General features: G+C 63.8%; 21 protein-coding genes. 11 read left to right on the forward strand and 10 right to left on the reverse strand.

All coding sequences use genetic code 11. The features are described from left to right. Positions 1-425 precede the first annotated feature (425 nt). Entirely contained in the window at positions 426-731 is a 306-nt protein-coding gene (locus EYW42_RS06855) for a hypothetical protein (protein WP_135534507.1), read from the forward strand. Here EYW42_RS06855 and EYW42_RS06860 read toward each other — a convergent pair. Next, the gene (locus EYW42_RS06860; RefSeq protein ID WP_135534508.1) at positions 728-3,412 is read right to left on the reverse strand and encodes a DUF7527 domain-containing protein; all 2,685 of its coding nucleotides are present in this window, start codon (positions 3,410-3,412) and stop codon (positions 728-730) included. The two genes, EYW42_RS06855 and EYW42_RS06860, sit on opposite strands and share 4 nt — an antisense overlap. Positions 3,413-3,535: 123 nt before the next feature. Continuing rightward, on the reverse strand, positions 3,536-3,814 hold the full coding sequence (locus EYW42_RS06865) for a UPF0058 family protein (RefSeq protein WP_135534509.1): 279 nt from the start codon (positions 3,812-3,814) through the stop codon (positions 3,536-3,538). Between the two features lie 140 nt (positions 3,815-3,954). Between EYW42_RS06865 and EYW42_RS06870 the strand changes: the two genes are divergently transcribed. Next, positions 3,955-5,586 (forward strand): potassium channel family protein, encoded by a 1,632-nt coding sequence (locus EYW42_RS06870; protein ID WP_135534510.1) that lies wholly within the window; start codon positions 3,955-3,957, stop codon positions 5,584-5,586. Between the two features lie 106 nt (positions 5,587-5,692). Here EYW42_RS06870 and EYW42_RS06875 read toward each other — a convergent pair whose 3' ends face one another. After that, positions 5,693-6,265 carry a DUF998 domain-containing protein gene (locus EYW42_RS06875; protein WP_161972919.1) on the reverse strand — a complete coding sequence of 191 codons (573 nt, stop codon included), beginning with the start codon at positions 6,263-6,265 and terminating at the stop codon, positions 5,693-5,695. 183 nt (positions 6,266-6,448) lie between these two features. On the opposite strand from EYW42_RS06875, the gene EYW42_RS06880 reads away from it, so the two are divergent. Together EYW42_RS06880 and EYW42_RS06885 are read left to right on the forward strand one after the other, a co-directional pair. After that, positions 6,449-7,177 (forward strand): dolichyl-phosphate hexose transferase, encoded by a 729-nt coding sequence (locus EYW42_RS06880; RefSeq protein WP_135534512.1) that lies wholly within the window; start codon positions 6,449-6,451, stop codon positions 7,175-7,177. 156 nt (positions 7,178-7,333) lie between these two features. Then, positions 7,334-9,085, forward strand: a complete 1,752-nt coding sequence (locus tag EYW42_RS06885) for a PhoX family protein (RefSeq protein WP_135534513.1) — start codon at positions 7,334-7,336, stop codon at positions 9,083-9,085. A gap of 133 nt (positions 9,086-9,218) precedes the next feature. Here the strand turns inward: EYW42_RS06885 and EYW42_RS06890 are convergent, their stop codons facing one another. The 6 genes from EYW42_RS06890 to EYW42_RS06915 form a co-directional block, all read right to left on the reverse strand. Then, the gene (locus tag EYW42_RS06890) at positions 9,219-11,387 is read right to left on the reverse strand and encodes an ArnT family glycosyltransferase (RefSeq protein ID WP_135534514.1); all 2,169 of its coding nucleotides are present in this window, start codon (positions 11,385-11,387) and stop codon (positions 9,219-9,221) included. After that, positions 11,387-12,520 carry an ABC transporter ATP-binding protein gene (locus EYW42_RS06895; protein WP_135534515.1) on the reverse strand — a complete coding sequence of 378 codons (1,134 nt, stop codon included), beginning with the start codon at positions 12,518-12,520 and terminating at the stop codon, positions 11,387-11,389. The genes EYW42_RS06890 and EYW42_RS06895 overlap by 1 nt, the downstream gene beginning before the upstream one ends. Next, complete coding sequence (locus EYW42_RS06900) at positions 12,510-14,165, reverse strand: ABC transporter permease (RefSeq protein WP_135534516.1); 1,656 nt, start codon at positions 14,163-14,165, stop codon at positions 12,510-12,512. The genes EYW42_RS06895 and EYW42_RS06900 overlap by 11 nt, the downstream gene beginning before the upstream one ends. A gap of 7 nt (positions 14,166-14,172) precedes the next feature. Then, a complete protein-coding gene (locus tag EYW42_RS06905) occupies positions 14,173-15,330 on the reverse strand; it encodes an extracellular solute-binding protein (RefSeq protein WP_135534517.1) in 1,158 nt (385 codons plus the stop codon). Positions 15,331-15,373: 43 nt separating this feature from the next. After that, on the reverse strand, positions 15,374-16,546 hold the full coding sequence (locus tag EYW42_RS06910; RefSeq protein WP_135534518.1) for an alpha-1 4-glucan-protein synthase: 1,173 nt from the start codon (positions 16,544-16,546) through the stop codon (positions 15,374-15,376). Between the two features lie 90 nt (positions 16,547-16,636). Further along, positions 16,637-17,278 carry a MaoC family dehydratase gene (locus EYW42_RS06915; RefSeq protein ID WP_237561289.1) on the reverse strand — a complete coding sequence of 214 codons (642 nt, stop codon included), beginning with the start codon at positions 17,276-17,278 and terminating at the stop codon, positions 16,637-16,639. Between the two features lie 207 nt (positions 17,279-17,485). Here EYW42_RS06915 and EYW42_RS06920 point away from each other — a divergent pair, with 207 nt between their 5' ends. From EYW42_RS06920 to fabG, 5 genes are all read left to right on the forward strand, one after another. Beyond that, positions 17,486-17,812, forward strand: a complete 327-nt coding sequence (locus tag EYW42_RS06920; protein WP_135534519.1) for an AbrB/MazE/SpoVT family DNA-binding domain-containing protein — start codon at positions 17,486-17,488, stop codon at positions 17,810-17,812. Beyond that, complete coding sequence (locus EYW42_RS06925; RefSeq protein ID WP_135534520.1) at positions 17,805-18,290, forward strand: hypothetical protein; 486 nt, start codon at positions 17,805-17,807, stop codon at positions 18,288-18,290. The genes EYW42_RS06920 and EYW42_RS06925 overlap by 8 nt, the downstream gene beginning before the upstream one ends. A 38-nt stretch (positions 18,291-18,328) precedes the next feature. Beyond that, positions 18,329-18,877 carry a poly(R)-hydroxyalkanoic acid synthase subunit gene (locus EYW42_RS06930; RefSeq protein WP_135534521.1) on the forward strand — a complete coding sequence of 183 codons (549 nt, stop codon included), beginning with the start codon at positions 18,329-18,331 and terminating at the stop codon, positions 18,875-18,877. Further along, positions 18,874-20,406 (forward strand): class III poly(R)-hydroxyalkanoic acid synthase subunit PhaC, encoded by a 1,533-nt coding sequence (gene phaC, locus EYW42_RS06935; RefSeq protein ID WP_135534522.1) that lies wholly within the window; start codon positions 18,874-18,876, stop codon positions 20,404-20,406. Before EYW42_RS06930 ends, phaC begins: the two co-directional genes overlap by 4 nt. A 131-nt stretch (positions 20,407-20,537) precedes the next feature. Beyond that, a complete protein-coding gene (gene fabG, locus EYW42_RS06940) occupies positions 20,538-21,281 on the forward strand; it encodes a 3-oxoacyl-[acyl-carrier-protein] reductase (RefSeq protein ID WP_135534523.1) in 744 nt (247 codons plus the stop codon). An 85-nt stretch (positions 21,282-21,366) separates the two neighbouring features. Here fabG and EYW42_RS19450 read toward each other — a convergent pair whose 3' ends face one another. Further along, positions 21,367-21,513, reverse strand: coding sequence for a hypothetical protein (locus EYW42_RS19450; RefSeq protein WP_161972920.1), 147 nt, complete (start codon positions 21,511-21,513; stop codon positions 21,367-21,369). A gap of 38 nt (positions 21,514-21,551) precedes the next feature. On the opposite strand from EYW42_RS19450, the gene EYW42_RS06945 reads away from it, so the two are divergent. Together EYW42_RS06945 and EYW42_RS06950 are read left to right on the forward strand one after the other, a co-directional pair. Next, positions 21,552-22,703 (forward strand): thiolase family protein, encoded by a 1,152-nt coding sequence (locus EYW42_RS06945; RefSeq protein WP_135534524.1) that lies wholly within the window; start codon positions 21,552-21,554, stop codon positions 22,701-22,703. Next, positions 22,700-23,062, forward strand: coding sequence for a Zn-ribbon domain-containing OB-fold protein (locus EYW42_RS06950; RefSeq protein WP_135534525.1), 363 nt, complete (start codon positions 22,700-22,702; stop codon positions 23,060-23,062). Before EYW42_RS06945 ends, EYW42_RS06950 begins: the two co-directional genes overlap by 4 nt. The last annotated feature ends 45 nt before the right edge of the window (positions 23,063-23,107 follow it).

A 23,107-nucleotide genomic window follows, 5' to 3' on the forward strand; every position in this document is an offset into this window, starting at 1 on the left:
CCGGAGAAGTACCCCACGTTCGTGTATCGCCCGGACTGCGAACGCCGTCAAGCAAGCACTTCCGTGATTACGGCGGGTGCTACCGCGTGACGCGTACGCAAATCCGAGTATCGGCGGCGCTCTGCGGTACGAATTCTACTGCGAGGATGATCCACCGGATCCGAGCAGTCGGGACCGTCGTTCGGACAAGCCGGCCTGCGGTCGCACGTTCCCGTTCGGGTTCTATCGCGCACGTTCCCGTTCGGGTTCTATCGCGCACGTTCCCGTTCGGGTTCTATCGCGCACGTTCCCGGTAGCAGCCGCGATCACCGACTGTGGCTCCGATCCAAAGTGTTAACCTTCATCACGGGAAACGTCTGAGACGTATTCGACGCACCGCTCTGAAGACAACTTTTAAAACCCCGAAAGACAAGTTAACAAATGCCATGATAGACCGACTTGAGAAAGAGGTCGATATGCTTGAACGTCACCTCCAGGTTCTGAAGATGGTCATCGAGAGCGAGCCCATCGGGATCGTCAAGATGTCCAACGAAACTGGTTACCCACATCACAAGGTTCGATACTCCCTTCGCGTTCTCGAAGAGGAGAACCTCATCGAACCCTCCAGCCAGGGTGCCATCAAGACGGAGCGTACCGACGAGTTTGTCGACGAACTCGACGAGAAGTTAGACGAGATAGTCGACAAACTCGACAGTATGAAGATAGACGAGAGCGCCGAAGTCGAAAGTTAGAGTTCCGGCACGTTGAGGTGGAAGTCTCTGCCGCGTGATTCGACGAGACAGAGGTGATAGCCTTTCTTACGGGCCAGTTTCACGAAGCTCTCCTTCGAGTCTCGACTCAGGAAACTCCCACTCGTCGCTTCGGCCGCGGTCTCCAGCGCGCCCGGTTCGAAGAAACTCGACGTGACGACGAACGCCGAACACAGGCGGTCGTTGGTCTCTTTGACCTTCGAAGCGCTGTTTTGAAGCCCGGCCATCCCGTCCTGCGTGACGGGTTGGCGCGAGTCGTTCAGGTCCGCGACGACGAGCGGGTTCCCCATCCGGTCGCGCAAGACGATGTCGAACTGCTGTTGCTCGCGTACTTCGTCCCCGTTTTCGGTGTAGACGAGGCTGACGTTGCCCTTTATCTCGGCGCGGTCGATCTCGGGGATCGCGTTGTAGAGGTCTTCGAGCGCCGTCGCGTGACCGGTGTCGCGGATCTCGTACAACAGACCGCCGACTATCCAGTCAACGAAGTTGAACTCTAAGGTGTTCGTGAGGAACTCGTCGAACGCTTTGCCGTCGACTGCCACGTCGTCGGTTTCGAACTGCGTGTGATGTTCGAGGCGCAGGTTCGCGTTCACCGCTTCGGCGTCGGCTTCGCCGGCCCTCGCGTCGTCCAGCGTCGCGTCTCCTTTCGAGCCGTAGCGGACGAACAAGTTGGTCCCCTGAAGCGCCTCCGCCGGACTGATCCGCTGACTGGCGTTCGGCGTGTCCCCTGCGGCTTGGCGCGCGTCCTCGACTTCCGTTTTCAGGCGGTTGACCGTCTGTTCGAGGCGCTCTATCTCGGATTCGAGCTCCTCGACTTCCCCGCGGAGCGACTCGTTTTTCCCGGCGAGGTCGTCGCGCTCGGACCTGAGCCGGTCCCGTTCGCCCTGGAGGTCCGAAACGCGCTGTTGCAGTTGGTCGATCTTGTCCTCGCGTTCCAGCACTTCCTGTTTCAACGCCTCGCTGTTCTCGGTCGATCGCTGCGTGCTGGACCCGTTATCTCCGGTTCCACGGGCTTTCGCCCGGTCTCGGTCGGCTGTTTGTCCCTGGGTCCCTGCACGGTCGCGATTGGTCGGTCCACCTCGATTCCTGGCCTGGCGACCCGAAGCGCCGCGTGTTCCGGTTCCCCGGGCGCTGCTTTGTGCCTGTGAGTCGCTCCGTCCTCCGTCGTCACCGGTCGACGTGCGGTCGGGGTCAAGCGCGGGGATCGTCTGGGTCTCGCGCCACTCCGCCTCGTCTTCGTTGCCCGGATCGGTCCGTTCGGCCTCGGCCGACGCCGCGTCGTCTGACCCGAGGTCGGTGTCCCAACTCTCCTGTTTCGGACTGTCGTCGGCTCTCTGGCCGGGTCCGGCTGTGTCCGTTCGGTCCGCGCCGCTATCGCCCGCGTTTGCCGGCGTTTCAGGCTGTTCCGTGGAAGCCGACGCGGTGTCACTGTCGGGTTCGGGTTCCGTTTCGACCGCGGGGTCAGCGTCCGTCGGATCCGTCGCGTCACCGGCGGCGGTGCCGAACGACTCCCGTTCGGTAGGGTGTGTCGGATCGAGGTCTGGCTCCGAACCGGACGGCGATTCTCTAGTGGTCTCCTCGCTCGGCATCGGATCCGAGGCGTCCTCGTGCGATACCGAGTCCGCGACTCTCTCGGTCGGGGCCTGATCTGCAGTGCTCCCGTCGGTTCGCGCCGCATCGTCACGTTCCGGGGAAGTCGTTACGTCGTCTTCCGGGGAAGGCGTCACGTCGCCTACCTCGGTCGCCTCGCTCTCGCCGGTCGAGGTCTCTGTTCTCTCCGTGGCCGTCGTGTCGGGGGACACGTCCGACTGCCGGTCGGTGTCTGCGTCAGTTGGCGGGGTTTCCACACCGCTGGATCGCTCTGAACCGGACTGTCGCGCGTCGGTCGTCCCCGTCGTCGCGGCGTCGTCGACGGTCGATGACCCACCCGTTCCGCTACCGGCATCGATGTCGTCCGTCACCCCGACACCGCCGGCCTCGTCCGTCACGCCGGTTCCGGCGCTCGAATTCTCAACCGTCGTGCCCGTGCCGACGCCGGTTCCCGTCTCCGGTTCGGCGTTCGAATCACTGTCGGTCGACCCCACGCCGTCCGCATCGCCGTGTGCGTCGCCGGTTGTACCCGACGCGGACGGTACGTCGGTCACCTCGATATCGACGTTCCGAACCTCGTAGATGCCGACCTCGTCGTTGGCGCGCTCGAACGCCTCGTCGCCGGTCAGGAGGTCCTCGCTGTTGCCGACGAACGCGCATTTCATCGAGCGTCCGCCGTAGTAGACGACGTAGTAGTCGCCGCTCAGAACGTTCTCGCTGAGTTCGATGTAGCCGGTGAACGAACCGGAAGAGAGCGTTCCGTCGGCCTCGGCCACGGGCGTGTCCTCCGTGTAGTATTTGGCCTGCTGTTCGCCGCCCTTTTCGAGCATGGTAAACAGAAGCGGGAGAGAGGGATCCGGTGCCTTGTACGGTGTCGCAGATGCAGACTCGAAGTCCTCTATCTCCCCCTCGAACACCCCCACGATGCGGCCGTTTAGCATGAATAACCACGTGCCGCGCGCGCGCACCGCACCCGAGAATCCGTCGTCCGCGAGGTCTCGTAACCCATCGTACCCCGTCGTTGTCGGACGGGTACTCCAGTCATCCACCCGCTCCTCCGTGCGCGTTTTCATGCATGGCAAAAGCCACATGCGAAACATATACTTTCCGCCGCTAGCAGAGAATGTGTCCCGCCGTGACAGGTCAGAGGTGGACCTGCGAGCGGCTAGAAGCTACCGCCGACCGAACTACTCGCCTCAGATCTTCTGTTCGGCGTCGTCGGCGAGTTCCTCCATGCGCTTACCGATACGGCCCGCGGAGGAGAACTCGTCTTCGCTCATCGCGTTTGCGAGCGCGTTTCCGAGCACGAACACGGCGTGTTTGTGCTCGCTTTTCGATTTGTGAACGTGAGACGGGTCGACGTCTAGCTGATAGTACGGGTCGAACAGTTCCGGATCGACTTCCTCACGCTCGGCGACGTTCTCCATGATCGTCACCATCTGCTCGTGTAATTCGAGTAGCTCGTCCTTATGCATGGATCCCTCTATGGGGGGTCCGAATTTCAACCTTTTGACCGTGCCACCCCCAGTTCGGTGGAAAATCGGTGACCTGACCCTCCATCGGCGAGTTCTTCGACGGAACCCTTTTTGTCCTCTGTGTGGGAAAGAGTGTGCGAATGAGTACCTGGCGACGACGAACGATACTCTATCTCCTCGGACTGGCGGGTATCATCCTCCTGTACGCGCTCGCGTACCACTTCGGGATGGGGATCTTCGAGAATCGGCCGTCGACGTTCCCACACTCGCTTCAGGTCGTCGTCGAGACGTTCACTACGACCGGGTTCGGGTCGGACGCCCCCTGGTCCTCGCCGTGGATGAACGTCCTGGTCATTCTGATGGACCTGACCGGCGTGTTTCTCATTTTCATGACGCTCCCGGCGTTCGTGTTCCCGCTGTTCGAGGAGACGCTGGCAACCGCCGCACCGACCGCAGTCAAGGACCTCTCAGACCACGTCGTCGTCTGCGAGTACACGCCTCACGGAGAGGCGCTCGTCGACGAACTCGAAACGCGCGGACAGGAGTACGTCGTCGTCGAATCGGACGAACCGACGGCGACGGAACTCCACGAGACGGGACTGTCAGTGATTCATGGTGACCCGGAATCGACCGCGACGCTCCGGAACGCGAACGTCTCGGGGGCGACTGCGGTCGTCGCGGACGCCGACGACGAACGTAACGCCAGCATCGTCCTCTCCGTCCGGGAAGTCGACGACGAGGTACAGACGGTGACGCTCGTCGAGGATACCGCAAACTCGGGGTATCACCGGTACGCCGGTGCGGACCACGTGCTCTCTCCCGAGCGGATCCTCGGCGAGAGCCTCGCCGACAAGATAACGCGGACGGTCGACTCCCGGGTCGGTGAGGCCGTAACGGAGGAGTACGAGATAGCGGAACTCATCGTCCAGCGAAACAGCGCTCTCGACGGCACGCGACTGGTCGACAGCGGTATCCGGGAGGGGACTGGGGCGAACGTCGTCGGTATCTGGGAGCACGGTGAGTTCCAAAGTCCGCCGTCCCCCGAAACCGAACTCTCGGAGGGGACGGTCCTCCTTGCCGCGGGACGCGTATCCAACCTGAAGGCGCTCCGAAGACTGACGCGGTCGAAGCGCCGCCGGCCGTCGCGATCGGACGTCGTCCTTCTCGGTACCGGTGAGGTCGGGTCGACCGTTGTCGACGTGCTGGCATCAGCCGACATCGATGCGACGGTCGTTGACCACCGGGACACGTCTCTCACGGACGTGGTCGGCGACGCGACGAGCGAACGGACGCTTCGGGAGGCAGGCGTTCCCGACGCGACGACAGTGGTTATCACGCTGGGGAGCGACACGGCGACGACGTTTGCGACTCTCGTCGTCGACCAACTCAATCCGGACGCCGAGATCGTCTGCCGGGCCGAGGAGGACGAGAGCGTTCCGAAACTCTACCGGGCCGGCGCGGACTACGTGCTAGCGCTGTCGACGGTCAGCGGTCGCATGCTCGCATCGACAGTGCTCGACAGGGATGTCATCTCGCTCGACACGCAGGTCGAGGTCGTGCGCACCGAGGCACCCGCGATCGCGGGACAGACGATCCGTGCCGCGGACATCCGCAACCGGACGGGGTGTACCGTCATCGCGGTCGAACGCGACGGAGAGACGATAACTGACCTCGCCCCGAGCTTCCGATTCGAGGTCGGCGACGAGGTCATCGTCGCCGGGATAGACGCCGACGTCAACGAGTTCACGGCGCTTGTCACGGAATCCGAGTAACAGTGTCGCCCAGACCCGTCGTGTTCGGACGTACCAGCCGTGCGGTCTGCTGGTCGGACGTACTGCCCCGCTGTCCGGCGACAGGGCGGGCGGTGACGTTCGATGGCTACTGTCGGAGCAGGCGGCGAGCGGTGGCGACCGTCCACACGCCGAAGACGGCCGCGCCTGCGAACTCCGCGCCAGCGAACCAGTCGGGCGCGAGCAGTCCGGCCCAGCCGATCCACAGCAGGACGTGACCGATGCCGAGCCAGACGGTCGCCAGTCCCCGTCGAACGTCGCCCGCGAGCGCCTCGCCGCTGCCCCACACCCACAGCGTTACCGTGGCGAAGAGGTAGTGGGCGATAGCGGTGATCCCGTGGCCCGCTCTCGGGAGGTGGAAGACGCCGACGAGCCCCATCGAGGCGGTCGCGAGGACGAACGCGACCGCACCCGCGGTCTGTACGGCGTTTTCCGCCCGGCCGTAGAGCGCGTACGCGAACGGCAGTCCGACGACGCCGGCGGCGACGAGTCCGCCGTTGAACAGTCGAAACGTGGGTTCGTTCGGCCGCCCCATGTCAGACAGCGCCGCCCCGCTCCAGGTGAACGACGGCGAAAGAAGCGTCGCCACGAGGATGGAACCCAGCGCCAGCGTGGGCGCGGCGAGTCCGGCCGCGGCAGTGACCCGGCGAGTTGATGGCATGGTTTCGTCCATCGAGCCGGGAGTGAAATACGTTCTCACACATCGCGGCTGTTTCTCCGCGTTTCACGCCGTCGCCCGCAAAGTCTCGGATCGCCGACTCCCGACATCAACTGGGCGACGGTCGATCCCCGTTGTTTTTGGCAAACCTAAAAACTCAAGTACTCCCGAGCGAAACCGCCAGTAATGAGTGTACGGGCAGATCGGGACCGCGACGACGGAGACGGGAGCGAGGACCAGTTCACCTTCGACGACCTGAGCGTCGTGATGGGGACGTACAACGAGGCCGAGGCCATCGGAACAGTGCTCGACGACGTCGCCGATGTGACGGACGGACGCGCCGAGGTGGTCTGTGTCGACAGTTCCGACGACGAGACGCCGGAGGTAGCGCGTGAACACGGCGCTCGCGTGGTCAGACAACCCCCGCAAGGGTACGGCGTCGCGGTCCGCGAAGCCATCCTGACGCCGGACCGGCCTCTCGTCGTCACCACTGACTGCGACGACACCTATCCGATGGAGCAGTTGCCGGAGTTCCTCGCCGCGATAAACGACGGGTACGACGTGGTCAGCGGGGACCGACTCTACCACGGTGCCGACGCGATGCCGGACCTCAACCGCCGCGGCAATCAGGCGTTTGCCCTGCTCGCGAGCGGTCTGATGGGCCAGCGCGTCCACGACACGACGACGGGGATGCGCGCGTACCGCCGGGACGTGGTCGAGTCAATCGAGTGGACCGAAAACACGGGGCTCTCGGCGGAACTGCTGATCCGGCCGCTGATGCGAGGATACGACGTGAAGGAAGTGCCCATCGCGTACCGCGAACGGAAAGGCGAGACGAAACTCGACCCGTTCTCGGGCGGCGTGGCCATCGCGAAGTCCATCGTCAAAGTCTGCCTCGAAGAGCAGTTCCGGTGAGCCTCTCGGCGTGATTCTATCGGGAGGATCTCCGACGAACAGTTCCATTCCCAAGAAACGATATGCACTGGACAATAGTGATACAGACCGTCTAGTACCCCGCTGTACGGCTAATATAAACCTATTCCTGTACTATTCGGGAATCCCGAGATGTCGATGTCCAGAGACCTACAACTCGGCCGGCGGGAGGTACTGAAGGTTCTCGGCGTCCTCGGTACACCATGGGGCGTGACGAGCGCGCGGAGTGACAGCACTGCAGGGGTCGACACTGACCCCACGCTGAACCGGTTCGCAACCACGGCAAGCGGTGCTGAGATCACTGGCCTCTTTCTCACCGACGACGGAACGCTGTTTTTCAACGTGCAACACCCGGACGACGACAACATGTGGTGGGGCTACCGACACGGGGGCGTCGGCGTCGTTCAGGACACCTCTCTCCACGACCTGCCGCGTGATTTCGGCAGCGTGCAGACGCCGACGTCCGACTCGTCGGCGGAGATGGTCAGAACCGCTGCCGGCACTCACTCCGTGCTCCGCAACGGCGGCGACGACATCGGCGACGGCGAACGGCTCGGCGTTCCCACGACGCCCGATGGCGAACCGCTGACCGACGCCGACACGCCGGATTTCAACGGGTTCATCCCCGCGAACGACGCCGGTGACGAAGGGTATCTGTTCACCAACTGGGAGACTCGTCCCGGTGCCGTAAGCAGGATGCACGTTCGGCGCGAGGGTGGCCGCTGGACTGTCGTCGACGCCATGAACGTCGATTTCCGCGACGTGGAGGGAACGTGGGTGAACTGCTTCGGAACCGTCTCGCCGTGGGGAACGCCGCTTACCTCCGAGGAGAACTACGCCCACACGAGCACAGCACACTGGAACGACCCCGAATGGGACTACGTCGGCGGTGTCGAGAGCCTGGAGCAGTATCTTGGCCACTATCCGAACCCGTACAGATACGGGTACATCGTCGAGATAACGGAGCCGGAGTCCGAGGACCCGACGCCGGAAAAGCGGTTCGCCATCGGCCGGTCCGCCCACGAAAACGCCGTCGTCATGCCCGACGAGCGAACCGTATACACCAGCTCCGACGGCACCGGGAAACACCTCTACAAGTTCGTCGCCGACGAGGCGCAGGACCTCTCGTCGGGAACGCTGTACGCCGCCAGTGCGTCTCAGGACGGTCGTGGCGACCCGGCGGATGTCGGCTTCGACCTGGAGTGGGTCGAACTCGGCCACGCGTCGGACGACGAGATAGCGGAGTGGGTGGCCGAATACGACGGCATCTCGCAGGCCGACTACGCGGACGGCGAGACGAGCTACATCACCGACGCCGAGGTAACGGCCTGGGCGAACGGAAACGCCGCCGACGACCGCGTCGCGTTCCTCGAATCGCGGAAAGCGGCCGAGGTGGCCGGTGCCACGAGCGAGTTCCGGAAGATGGAGGGGATCAACATCCGTCCCGACGCCGAACCGGGCGACTACATGTACGTCGCGATGTCCGCCGTCAGCGAGACGATGGCGGACGACGAGGGAGATATCCAGCTCCGCGGCAACGAGTACGGAGCCGTCTATCGGATGCAGCTACGACAGAACTACGATGTCGACCGAATGGAGCCAGTTGTCACCGGCGGTCCGGACGCCAACATCTGCGGCGGCTGTCCGTACGACGCCGACCCGAATTCGAACGAGTCCGTCTGCCAGGACTGCGGGTACAACCCTCAACAGGACGAAGAGGGCGCGTTCGGCTTCGGCGAGCTATCGCTCTCGCCCGACCAGGACCCCGAGAACACTATCGCGAATCCGGATAACGTCGTCGTGATGCCCGACGGTCGCGTCATCATCGGGGAGGACACCGGGTTCCACGACAACAACATGATCTGGGTGTACGACCCCGCGGACGGGTGAGCGGTTCGAACTGATACTGTCGGCTGTAATCCCTTGAAGAATATCGGACCCCCGGGGGTCCGATTATCTTTCCGAAGTTACAGCCGACAGTATGAGCCGTCGGACGGGTTGCCGGCGCGGTCGGCAGGCCAGTTCACAGACCGCCGACAGCCTCCCCCTCCTTCGGCCGGAGCGTACTGTTGATACTCGCGCCGTCGACGCGCGTCTCCGGCCGGTCCGGGAGGTAGGTGCCCTCCGATCCGCAGTCCATGACCAGATTGCACACAGACCGTTCGGGCGGCCAGATCACCTCGACCGTTTCGTCGCCCGTCCGGACTGAAACGTCCTCGCGGTAGGTGATAGACGCCCCGCCCCGCTGGATCATCGTCACTGTCACTGCGACGTTCTCGCTGCCGTCGACCGGGACGAACTCGCCGTCGCCGACGACCCGGGTCAGATTGTCACCGGTCGCACGAACGCCGCGGGGCGTCAGCTCCCACTCGACCGCGAGTTCGTCGCCGAGTCGTTCCCGGTCGACGGCGTACTCGTGTACCGTTCCATCGGTTTCGACTCGGACCGTCACCGATTCGACCGCGCGGATGACGCCGACCCGCATCACCCCGTCGAACGCCGCCGCTTCGCGGACTCGAAGGCGTTCGAGTTTCGGATCGACCTGCTCAGACGGGTCCGGAGTCCACTCGCCTTGATACGCGTAGCGGTAGAGCGTACGGTTCGAGTAGGCGTCGACTACCGCGAAGTCCCCGCTTGCGGACCTGTCGAGGGCGTACACGGCCTCGCCGCCGAAATCGGGGCCGTTTCGGATCGACTGGAATGGATGATTGAGCCAGTCCCCGTACGGTGTGGGGACGAACACCAGCGCGTTCTCGAACTCGGCGTTCTCGACCGGCGCGTACGCCCGCTCGTACTTCTCGGTGTGGGCCGCGTTTCGCTCGACGGGGCCGTCGATGACGGAGCGCTCCGCGACGCCGACGGCGGGAAGGGTGACGACGAGAACCAGCAGGAGCGATAGTTTCGCGTATCGCGTCGGAAAGCGGTTCGCGGCCGCGGAGCGGAGTCGTCGCCACCCGCCTACGGCGGCGCTGGCGGCGAACGCGGACAGTGGGAGGAGCAGGTCGAAGTGATAGAACGGTCCGAAATGAGAGATCAGGCCGTCAGTCGGGTCGTCGAACGTCGCGAGGACGTTGTAGTTGCCCCAGAAGAGCACGTTGCCCGCGACGACGGTGACGAACAGCCCCGCGAGAACGGTCCGAAGTTCGAGGTCAGACAGCGGGGTGTCGGGAGTGCCGCCGCTGGTCTCCCGTCGGGACCGCCGACTGGGCCGGAGCGAAGTGAGGAGGCGCGCGACGCCAGCCGCCGCCAGGAGCGTTCCTATCGGTCCGGCGACCGCCCACCGCGTCGCGAAGTACCACAGCACCCAGGCGTTCGCACGGAGCGCAACCGCCGGCGTGTACCGGAGATCGTGGCTCAGTATCTTCCGGTGGCCGAAGCCGAGACCGTCGAGCGGGGCAAACGCCTCGTACGGGAACAGGAACGCTGACCCCGTCATCGCGGCGTTGTACGAAAGCGACAGTCCGACAAACGCGAGTCCACCGGCCGCGATCACTGCGTCGAGCCGAACCCACTCGCGGATATCCCACTCGTCGCGGGTCCCGGCCCGGTACAGCGTACGGAACGCATGGGCGATAAACGGCGCGGCGAAAAGCACCGCGGTGTACGGCCGGGCGAAAAACGCCAGGCCGACCGCGACGCCCGCCAACGCGGCGTATCGAGCGCTCCGTTCCCGTACCGCACGGACGTACGCCAGCGCGAACGTCCAGTTTAGGAGCGCCGTCGGGGCGTACGGGAGGAACACGGACGAAGTCAGCAGAAACAGCGGGGCTCCGAGGAGGGCGACGACCGCGACGACGCCGGTCCGTCGGTCGTACGCCTCGGCGGTGAGACTGTAGGCAAGTGCGGCGTTTCCAGCGGCGACGACGGCGAGAGCGACGCGGAACTCGCCGGTCAGCGCCTTCGCCGTCGCGAACATGGCGGCGGGGACGGGGGTGTACTTGGGATAGAGCCGCCCGCCGTCGTCGACGAAAAACCACGGGCGAACCGCGTCCGGGACTGCCGGAGAGAGAGACAACTGCCCGTTCAGTAGCATCTCGGCCTGCTGAAGATAGACACCCTCGTCGTGGTTGTTTGAGTGATACGGGAACAGCTCGTTCGCGACGAGGAACACGACAGCACCGGTTAGCACCGCGAGCAGCGCCGCGACCCGCGCCGGGGTGACGTGGTCGCGGAAGCCGCTCGCGGGCGACATCAGCGTTGTGAGGCCGGGAACCAGGCCAGGTCGTGGTTCGCATCGAGTTCGACCGCCACCCGCGTGCCGACGGCGACCTGGTCGGTGTGGTCGTGCATGCACTCTAACACGTCGCCGTTGTCCAGTTCGACGCGGTACAGCACCGTCGGTCCCAGATATCTGCGGTGGACAACCTCGCCGTCGGACTGGTCGCCGGGCGCGGGTGACGCCGTGAGGTCGTCGGGTCGGGCGAGAACGTCTAGCTTCGTCCCGTCGTACTCCTCGGCGAGGCCGTGGATGCGGTCGCGAGAGAGCGTCCCGAGTCCCGTCTCCACCTCGTCGCCGGTGACGAATCCGGAGAGGAAACTCGCGTGACCGAGGAAACCGGCGACGAAGCGGGATTCGGGGTGTTGGAACACCTGTTCGGGGCGGTCGATCTGCTCGATCCGCCCGTCGTTCATCACCGCGACGCGGTCGCTTATCGAGAGCGCCTCCTCCTGGTCGTGCGTGACAGAGATGGCCGTGACGCCGGCGTCTTTCAGGATCCGCCGGACCTCCTCGCGCATCTCGACGCGGAGGTCGACGTCGAGGTTCGAGAACGGCTCGTCGAGCAGGAGCATCTCGGGTTCGGGGGCGAGCGACCGGGCGAGCGCGACGCGCTGTTGCTGGCCGCCGGAGAGTTCGTCGGGATGGCTGTCGCGGTGGGCGTCGAGGCCGACGAGGTCGAGCATCTCGTCGACGCGGTCCTCGCGTTCGCTCTCCGGGGCGTCCTTCAGGCCGAAGGCGATGTTCTCTTCGGCGGTCATGTGGGGAAACAGCGCGAACTCCTGGAACACGACGCCGACGCCTCGCTGTTCGGGCGCGACGAAGTCGCCGTTGCCCGCCACTGGTGCGCCATCGAGGAGAACTTCGCCGCTGTCCGGCCGTTCAAGCCCGGCGATGAGGCGGAGCGTCGTCGTCTTGCCACATCCCGACGGACCCAGGAGCGTCAGTATCTCACCGTCGGTGACCGACAGCGACAGGTCGTCTATCACCCGTTCGTCGCCGTAAGTCTTGCAGACGCCGTCGAGTTCGAGAACCGTCTCCGCCGTCGAATTCGGTTGACTCGTCCCCTCAGTTTCGGACGACCCCTGCGTGAACGTGCTATTTGACATCGTACCCCTCCTGTGAGATTATCACGAAGATAGAGAGCGCCGAGATGGCGACGAGCACGAGCGCGGGGACCGCGGCGTCGCCGTAGTAGCCGTCTTCTTGCATCTGCCAGATGTAGGTGACGAGGGTTTTGTAACCGTGTGGTTGCAGCATCAGTGTTGCCGGTAACTCCTTCATCGTCGTGAGAAAGACCAGCGCCGCGCCGCCGAGCAGTCCGGGCGCGGCGAGCGGGAGCGTCACCGCGCGGAACGCGCCGACGGAACTCCGTCCGAGCGTCCGGGCCGCCTCCGGAAGTGCGGGATTGACCTGCAGGAACGAGGCCCGGGTCGATCCGACGGACTGGGGTAGGAAGCGAACGACGTACGCGAAGATGAGAAGCGGGAGCGTGAGATACAGGTCCGGAAAGAGGTTGATACCGAGGAAGACGAGTGCGAGCCCCATCACGACGCCCGGCACCGCGTAACCGACGTAGGTCACGCGTTCGAACAGGTCGCCGAGACGGGTGTCGTATCGCGCCGACAGGTACGCGACTGGAATGCCGGCGAGCGTCGCGATCAGCGCGGCGGCGAGCGACACGTCAATGGAGTTAGCGACGTACTCCAATTCGAAGGGAACGCCGCTCCCCGTGGCACTGCCGCGGAGCAGCCACATGCCGAGCGTCCCGATAGGAACAACCAGTGCGAGTCCGACGACGGCAAGCGGAAAGGCGAGGACGGGCCACCGCCACCGGCCGAGTCTCACTCGGCTGGCGGCCTGCCCGCCCCGACTGCTGTGAAGCGTATCGTCGCCGCGAACTCTGGATTCGACGGCGAGGATGAGTACAGTTACTGCGAGCAACTGGAGCGACAGCACGGACACGAACTCGGCGCTGTCCGCCCAGCGGGTGTAGATGATACGCGTGAACACGTGGTACCGCATGATCTGCGGCGTGCCGAAATCGGACAGCGTGTACAGCGCGGTGAGTAGCGACCCGGCGGCGACAGCGGGCCGGATCTGGGGGACGACGACGCGCTTGAACGCCTCCCACCGACTGTGTCGGAGGGTCCGTGCAGCGTCGACGAGACTCGTGTCGAGCGTCTTCAGCGCCGCGCGGGACGTGATGTACACGTATGGGTAGGTGTACAGCGTCAGCACGAGCACCGTACCCTCCAGACCGTAGATCCCGGGGAGCTCCTCCACACCGAGAGGGGCGAGAAGCGACTGCACTTGCCCCTTCGGCGAAAACACCGAGACGAAGGCGAACGCGCCGATGTAACTCGGAATGACCAGTGGCAGCATGACGGCGATAGTGAAAAACCGTCGGAACGGGAGGTCCGTCCGAACGGTGAGATACGCTAAGGGGACGGAGATGAGGACGGACGCGGCCGTCACACAGACCACGAGGAGAACGCTGTTTGTTAGAACCTGTATCGACGCTGGTTCGAGCAACAGCGAGAGCGGGTCCAGAACACCGAGCCAGGTCGTGGGGTCACCCAACTGGACCGGCTTCGAGGCCCGGAATGCGGTGTCGAACAACCAGTACAGCGGGAGCACGGTGGCCGCGGCGATCGCCCCAGAAAGCAGTGTCAGTCCGACCGGTCGCGAGGACGCCGAACGCCCGGAGTCGGTCGGATCGTCGGTCGTGGTCGTGCCGTTGTCCGTTTCCATGATGACGTTACACGTCGATCCCGGCCTCGCGCATCAGGTCGAGGGTGGGACCGATCTCTGATAGTCGTGTCAGGTCTAACTCCGGCGGGTTCAACTCGTCGATAGTCGGGAGTTCCCCGACGGGTTCAACCTCGGCGATCAGCGGGTATTCGAACGTCCGAACGGCGAAGTACTCCTGGGCTTCGGCCGACAGGAGGTGTCGGATGAAGTTCGCAGCGAGATCTGACTGGTCGGTGGCGCTGACGACCGCCGCGCCCGCGACGTTGAAGATGGTGCCGGCATCGCCCTCGGTGAAGGCCGTCGCTATCGGCGGATCGTCGCGGTTGTCGACCACGCGTTGGATGTAGTAGTGGTTCGTGAACCCCGCGCCGAGTTCGCCGTCGGCGATGCGGCGCGCGACGGTGAACTCGTCGGAGTACGGTTCGACACCTTGGTCGATCATCCCCTCTAGCCAGGACCTCGCTTCGTCCTCGCCGTTGAGGATCCGCATTGCCGTGACGAACGCCTGAAACGACCCGTAAGAGGGGGCCCAACCCATCGTGTCCTGGAACTGGTCGGCGTCCGGAAACGCGAAGATGTCGTCCGGGATGTCGCTCTCGGAGAACTGGTTCGTGTTGTACGGGATCGTCCGTGCGCGACCGGATGTACCGACCCACTGGTCGTCGTCGTCGCGGTACACGCTGTCGACTTTCCCGGCCACGTCGTCGGGGAGCGTCGCGGCAAGGTTCTCGTCGGCGAGAAGACCCAACGCACCGGCGTTGACCGAGAAGAAGACGTCGGCGGGGCTCGCCTCACCCTCTTGGCGGATCTGGTTCACCAGGTCCGTCGAACTGTTGTAACGAGGTTCGATCTCGAAGTCGTCGTACGTATCGACGATGTGGGAGATGAGTTCTCCGACGAGCGGCTCTCCGCGGCCGGAGTATAGCGTCAGCGTCCCGCTCAGGTCGGGCATCTCGCTCATCGGCGTACCGCCCGGCGCGTCCCGTCCCTCGCGCCCGGATCCGATCAGTCCAGGTTCGTCGTCGCCGCTACTGTCCTCGTCACCCGAGAGAAGATCGAGAGCGGCGCTACACCCGGCGAGAGACGCCATCCCTGCGGCCCCGGTGCCGGCGAGGAACCGGCGCCGGTTCGTCGTTCGACCGTCGGCTCCGTCGTGTCCGTTCATACATAGATTTAGGCCGGCCTAAATCATATATACCTACCGATCCTCAGTCGTCGGCGGTGGCCGGAGTCGGGGCCTGTGCGTCCAGCGGATCGAGGGCGTTCAGGCAGTCAAGCCAATCGCGCATGTACTCGCCGACGTGGGTGAAGAACTCGCCGTTCTCGTACTCGTCCCAGTCGCCCTCGGCGAGTGCGGTCGCCATCGCGTCGAAGGCGTCGGCGTACGACTCGGCGTCGTCGCCAACCTCGTCGACGACCGTCCAGAGGTGTTCGTTCAGTTCGAGGCCGGGCACCTCGTTGTTCAGGTCGTCGAACGTACTGCGCGGTGCCTTGTTGTGTTCGCAAAGCGGTGCGCCGTTGTAGATCCGCTTGCCGAGAGCGTCGCAGGCGCGCTTGAGGAAGACGCCGCTCCAGATGTCGTCGAAGCGTCCAACGTTCCAGGGATTCTCGTCCATCGGACACTGGTAGAACGCGGGGACGACTTCCCGGCGGAAGGCGAGGTTCATCGAGCAGACCGTGAGGTAGTTCCCTCGTGCCGCGACGAAATCGCTTCCGTAGTCCTCCGCGCTCGTGCGCGTCTGGGCCTGTCCCCGAAGGTCGCCGTCCATCAGAATGCGGACCGCGTCGAGGTCGGGAACATTCGTCCAGAGGCCCTGCGAGGCGACGACCTCGCCGCGGGCTATCTCGGCGGTGTCAGTTTCGACCGTCTCGTCCATCGCGGAGTAGGGGTAGCCGCGGGGGTAGAGACCGTGTTCGTCGAAGTTCTGATAGAGGACGTTTACCCACCGCTCGTCGGAGGCGACCGACTCTATCTCGCCTTCGTACGCCAGGTTCGTCAGGTGGCGGCCGAAGAAATCGTCGTCCTCGTGGGGGAGCGTGTCGTCGTCGATGAAAAAGCCGTAGTCGAAATCGTTGGCCCACATGTAAAGCAGTCCGAAACTCGTCTCCGCGTGACTCGCCGCGGGGACGAGATGCGAGTACTCCGCGATGCCCCGGGACTCGTACCACTGGTCGCGGCGGGTCCCGTCGAACACTTCGCCTGAAACGCCTTCGTCGTCGAGCATTGCCTCCATCTCCGCCGTGTCACAGAAGTCCTCCGTGACGAGCAACACGTGAAGCCGGTCGAGATCGAACCCGTGGTCCCGGGCGTTCTCGAAGTACGCCCGCATGCACTCGTACTCGCGGATAGTCGGGACGATAACGCAGATGTCGCCGTTCATCAGTTACGACGAACTCTTTAGGCCAGCCTAAAATAACTGATCATCTCGGGTCGACGCTTCCCGCGACGGACCGGCCGCGGAGAATCGGCCTTATCGGTCTTCGGGCAAGTCGTCGATGAGGACGACGGCTTCGCCCTCGATGACGTTTTTCTCCTGGTTCTCGTCGGTGATGATCGTCGACAGTCGGAACTGGTTGTCCCCCAGGTCCTCGATGATTTCGACGGTCGCGGTTATCCGGTCACCGATGTTCACCGGCCCCGTAAACTCGAGGTCCTGCGATAGATAGATCGTCAGGCCGGGGAGTCGTGCCAGTGCAGCGCTGATGAGTCCGGACACGAGGGTCCCGTGTGCGATGCGTCCGCCGAACCGCGTCGTCTCGGCGAACTCTTCGTCGAGGTGGAGTCGGTTCGTATCTCCGCTCGCGCGTGCGAAATCGTGAACGTCGTCGTCGTCGACTTCCTTCGAGAAGCGTACCGTGTCGCCGACCGTGATGTCCGCGGCGTTCTCTACGGAGCGCTCGGACTCCCAATCGGCCTCGTCATATTCGACGGACGAAACGGATGCTGGCCGCCGGTTCGTCTCGTCGGCGTCGACCTTTCTGTCAGCGTCGAACGCTGTGAGGGCTGCAGTGTTAGCCGCCGCAGCACTCTTGAAAAACGAACCCGTCATCTGGGCCCACGCGTTCGTCATCGTCGACAGCGGGGTTGTCAATTCCTGCGAATGATCGCTCATGGACAAATCCCCCTTTGCGGTTAACTGTTAAGACTTCTTTGGCTGTTCAGCACGATAATCAAACCGAAATACGACCCGATGGATCCTACACGCGCCTTAACCCCCTCTCCGACGTAAGTCCACGTTCTATGGTCTCCATTGGTATTGGATGGTATCAGATGGTATTCAGCGGAACTCTTATGTAGAGTGGCGTAGTACGTACTGTCGATGACGGAGGACGACGACGACCGCAACGGAATGCCCTGGTCGCCCGCCGCGTTCGCACGGCAGATGCAACAAGCGAGTGAACACGCCGCCGAATCCCAACAGGAACTGTTCGAGCAGTTCCTCTCGGCAAACGCCGGTGGAGTCACCGGAGCGGCCGATCTCGGGCCGATGAGCATGGGAACGGCGACGTTCAAGACACGTGTCCAGAGCGGCGGCCGGATCAGCATTCCCGATGCAGAGCGCGAAGCCCTCGACATCCAGGAGGGCGACATCGTGCAGACAGTCGTCGTCCCCGTTAAACGCAACCGAAGTGATACCAATGAGTAACAACAACCCCATCCAGACCGCGTTCGAATTCCAGCGCACCGCCGTCGAACAGACCCAGCAGGCCACCCACGACGCCGTCGAGGCACAGCGGACCGCGTTCCAGACGCTCGCCGAGAACCTCGACACCGTTCAGGCGCTCCAGAGCCAGACCAACCAGATGAGCCAGGAAGCCGCCCACGCGTACCTCGACGCCGTCGAGGCTGCCGTCCCCGAGGACGCTGCGCCCGAAGACGCCGCGCAGTTCGACGACCTGCGTCAGATGATCGACGACGGTTTCGAATCCGCCGACGAGGTTCAGGCTGACGCCTGGGACTCCTTCGACGACATCGTCGACGAAAGCGTCGCCGCGTTCGACGAGTACGCCGACAACTACACCGAAGCCGTCGACACCACCTTCGACACCTTCCTCGACGCTCACGAAGAAGTCGAGAACAACGTCGAGGGCGTCGCCGACGACTTCGACGTCGCGGCGAACTAGAAGCGACCCTTTTCACCGACGACCCCGTTCTTTCCAACATGACAGACTCATACACCCCCGATGCGGCCGCACAGAACTGGAACAGCTTCGTCGAGCAGATGAACGAGCAGTTCATGGACGCCTTCGAGCAGAACGTCGAAGCACAGGCCGAGTTCGTCGAATCCTGGACCGAGACGCTCGAAACGAGCATCGACGACGACGAGATGACGGAGGGCGTCAAAGGCTACGCCCGCGCCTACGAAGCCTGGATGGACGCCGCCCAGCAGATGGTCGACCGCGTCAACGACTCCGCACAGGGCGAGGACGTCGAGGTCGAAGAGTTCCGAGACATCTGGCTCAACACCGCCAACGAGGCGTTCAAGGAAGCGATGAGTACGACGGCCTTCGCCGCCGCGACCGGCGAATCAGTGCAACAGGCGCTCGACATCCGCCAGCAGGCCGACGAGGCCGCCGAGTCCACGCTCCACGACCTCGGCTTCGCCACCGAGGGCGATATCGTCGAGATAGGCGAGCGACTGGTCGAACTCGAACGCCGCCAGCACGCAGTCGAGCAGAAACTCGACCGCATCATCGAGGAACTCGAATGATGAACCCCTACGCCGACGCGATCGATCTCCAGCGCAAAGCCTGGGAGAACGCCACCGAGGTCGTCGAGAAGGCGAGGTCTGCGCCCGAAGCGGGCGAAACGCTCTCCGACGTCGACGTCGGCCAGACGCCGAAGGAGGTCGTCTACGAGGAGAACAAGCTCAAGCTGTACCACTACGAGTCGAGGACCGAGGAGCAACACGACGTTCCGATCCTCATCGTGTACGCGCTGATCAACCGGCCGTACATCCTCGACCTCCAGCCCGACAGGTCGGTCGTCCAGACGCTTTTGGACAACGGGTACGACGTCTACCTCATCGACTGGGGCGAGCCGTCGAAGATGGACGCCTCGCTCACGCTCGACGATTACGTAAACCGCTACATCGACAACTGCGTCGACGAGGTTCGCGACCGCTCCGGCCAAGACAGCATCAACATCCTCGGCTACTGCATGGGCGGTACGATGAGCGTCATGTACTCCGCGCTCCACCCCGAGAAGGTCCGTAACCTCGGGCTGATGGCCGCCGGTCTCTGTTTCGCAGGCGACGGCGGCGTCCTCGAACTGTGGGGTGCCGAGGACTACTACGACCCGGAGAAGGTGACTGAAACGTTCGATAACGTCCCCGCTGAGTTCCTAGACGTCGGATTCGCGCTGATGGACCCGATAGCGAACGGAATCACGAAGTACGTCCGCCTCTACGAGAACATCGAGGACGAGGACTTCGTCGAGAACTTCGCCCGGATGGAGGAGTGGCTCGGCGACGGTATCGACGTCGCGGGCGAGACGTACAACCAGTTCCTGAGCGACGTGTACCAGCAGAACAAGCTGTACGAGAACGAACTCTATCTGGACGGGAAACACGTCGACATCGACAACATCGAGATGCCCGTGTTGCAGATAGTCGCCGAGTACGACCACCTTATCCCGCCGCAGGCCTCCAAACCGTTCAACGACGTCATCCCGAGCGACGACGTCACGACGATGGAGTTCCCGACGGGTCACATCGGGATGTCCGTCTCTTCGAGTTCGCACGCCGAACTCTGGCCCGACGTCTGCGAGTGGTTCGAGGAGCGCTCGCAGGTCGAGGAGGACCTCCCCGGCGAGGAGCGCTCAGACGAAGAGATAACGGAACTCGGCGAGGAAGACATTCAGGACGAACCCGCGGAACCGGGTGAGATGCACGTCGACGAGGAGGCCGTCGAGGAAGTCGTCAACGGCGAAGAGACAAGCGCCGAAGCGACGACCGACCCCGAGGAACCGGACGCCGCCCTCGCGGAGGACGTCGACAGAGACGAAACCGAGGCTGAGGACATCGCATCGGACGGTACACACGTCGAGTCGTCGTCGACTCTCGAAGACATCGAGGGCGTCGGCCCGTCCTACGCCGACGAACTCCGTGGGGCCGGCGTCGAGACCGTCGCCGACCTCGCTGCGGCGGCTGTCGAGGACGTCGCTGCCGACGCGGCCGTGCCAGTTAGCAATCTCGAAGACTGGATCGATCAGGCGCAGTCCCTGACCGACGGGCAGTAGCTTCGCCTCATTTTTCGTCCCAGTTGGGGGAATCCTTATACGTAGACTGGTTGACTGTGCAACTAGAGTCGGGCGTGGCCAGCGGTTTCGGACCGATTCGACCGACCTGGCCGCCCCTACCGTTTCCAACCATGTCAATGGACGACCGCACGTGTTTGATCACTGGATCGGGGCGAGGAATCGGCCGCGGTATCGCTGAACATTTCGGCAAGGAGGGCGCGAACGTCGTCGTCAACTACCGATCGTCCGAGGCGTCCGCGGTAGAGGCTGTCGACGCGATCAAGGAGTCCGGCGGCGACGCTATCGCCGTACAGGCGGACGTCACGGACCGCGACGAGGTCGACGCGATGCGCGAGACCGTCCACGAGGCGTTCGGCCCCCTAGACGTGCTCGTAAACAACGCCGGTATCACCAAAGACACTCGCTTCACCAAGATGTCTCGCGACGAGTGGGACCAGGTGATGAACGTCAACCTCGGCGGGACGTTCAACTGCACGCAGGCGTTTTACGACGACATCTGGAACGCCGACGAGGGCAGACTGATCAATATTTCTAGCATCGTCGGCAAGCAGGGTAACTTCGGACAGGCGAACTACGCCACCGCAAAAAGCGGCCTGTTCGGCTTTACGCGCACCATGGCGCTGGAACTTGCCAACGGCGGCTCCACCGCGAACTGCGTCGCTCCCGGGTTCACGCGCACCGATATGTTAGAAACCGTTCCGGACGACGTTCAGGAGAAGATCATCGCCGAGATCCCGCTTGGCCGCTTCGCCGAGATAGAGGACATCGCCGCCACTGTCTGTTTCCTCGCCGACGAGGATTCCTCGTACATCACCGGCGAGGTGCTCGATGTCAACGGCGGGATGGATCTGTAACACGACTTTTTTCGCGCTCGGGTGCGGCTTCGGTGCATCACTCTCGCAAAAATGTCGAGCAAAAAAGGCCGCTCGTTCGCTACACTCACTCGCAGATCCACTGCTCGATGACGGCCTGCCCTCCCCCGAGTCGCACGGCACTCGGCGCACCGCCTCGCGCCGCGCTCCCGGCCCGTTCTCTTCTTTCATATCTTTCTTTCATATCTAGCTGTTCCGCGAACGTCTGCGTCATCACCGACATATAAATCATTGCCCCGTGAGCGTTCGTGTATGGAACGCGTAGCGATAATCGGCGCGTCGATGACCCAGTTCGGGCAACGCGACGCCTGGATCCGCGAGTTGCTCGCGCAGGCGGGGGAAGCGTGTCTGGACGACGCGGGGGTCGAGGGCGACGACCTCGACCATCTGTACGTGTCGAACATGGCGAGCGGGGAGTTCGAGGGGATGACTGGCGTCCCGAACGCCCTCGCTCACGACCTCGGTGCGATGCCCGCCTACACCCAGCGTGTCGACCAGACGAGTTCCAGCGGCGGCGCGGGAACCTACGCCGCCTGGCAGTCGGTCGCAAGCGGCGCGAGCGACCTCACCATGCTCGTCGGCGGGGAGAAGATGACCCACAAGACAACGGCGGAGGCGACCGACGTCATCGCGTCGCTGACCCACCCGGTCGAGTACAAACACGGTGTCACGCTCCCGAGTTTCGCCGGGATGACCGCGCGACACTACCTGGAGAAGTACGACGCGCCGCGCGAATCTCTGGCCAAGGTCGCCGTCAAGAACCACGAGAACGGCCTCGACAATCCGCACGCGCAGTTCCGGAAGGAGGTCGACCTGGAGACGGTTCTGGAGTCGCCGATCATCGCCGACCCGCTCCGGCTCTACGACTTCTGTCCGATCACGGACGGCAGCGCCGCTCTCTTGCTCTGTCCCGAGTCCGTCGCGGCGGAGTACACCGACGACTACTCCGTCATTACCGGCGTCGCGGGCGCGACTGACACCCACGTCGTCCACGAACGCGACGACCCGACGACGATGGGCGGCGTCGTCGAGAGCGGGCGAGAGGCTTACGAGATGGCTGGCCGCGACCCGGAGGATATCGACGTTGCGGAACTCCACGACATGTTCACCATCCTGGAGTTCCTCCAGATGGAGGGGCTCGGCTTCGCCGAACCGGGCGAGGCGTGGACGGCGGTCGAGGCGGGGGAAACGGAGAAAAACGGCGAACTCCCGATCAACACCTCGGGTGGGCTGAAGTCGAAGGGCCATCCGCTCGGTGCCAGCGGCGTCGCACAGATATACGAGATACACAAGCAGATGACCGGCAACGCCGGACCGCGGCAGGTCGAGGCTGACGTGGGTCTCGCCTGCAACGTCGGCGGGTTCGGCAACTGCGTCACCACGACTATTCTGGAGCAAGCATGAGCCTGAACGCACACCGCTGTCCGAACGGCCACGTAACGTATCCGGGCCACACTCGCTGCCCGGAGTGCGGCGAGAAACAGGTCGAGACGGTCGACCTCAGCGACCGAACTGCGGAGGTCGTCACGTGGACGAAAAGCACCGCGACGCCGCCGGGCGTCCGCGAACCCAACACGCTCGCTATCGTCGAGTTCGAACTGGACGACGATTCCGTCCGCGCGCTCGGCGGGGCGACGACGGACGAGATAGAGACCGGCGATACGGTCGAACCCGTCTACGTCGACGAGGTCCGCGACCCCGACGCAGGCATCCGGGAGCCGGAGAGCCAGGAGTGGGACGGGTATCGCTTTGAACCGGTCTGAGGACCGTTTTATCGGTCCTTTCACGGTTCAAAGCGAGTCAGGTTC

It is taken from the genome of Halostella pelagica (assembly GCF_004762015.1).
Taxonomy (GTDB): domain Archaea; phylum Halobacteriota; class Halobacteria; order Halobacteriales; family Natronoarchaeaceae; genus Halostella; species Halostella pelagica.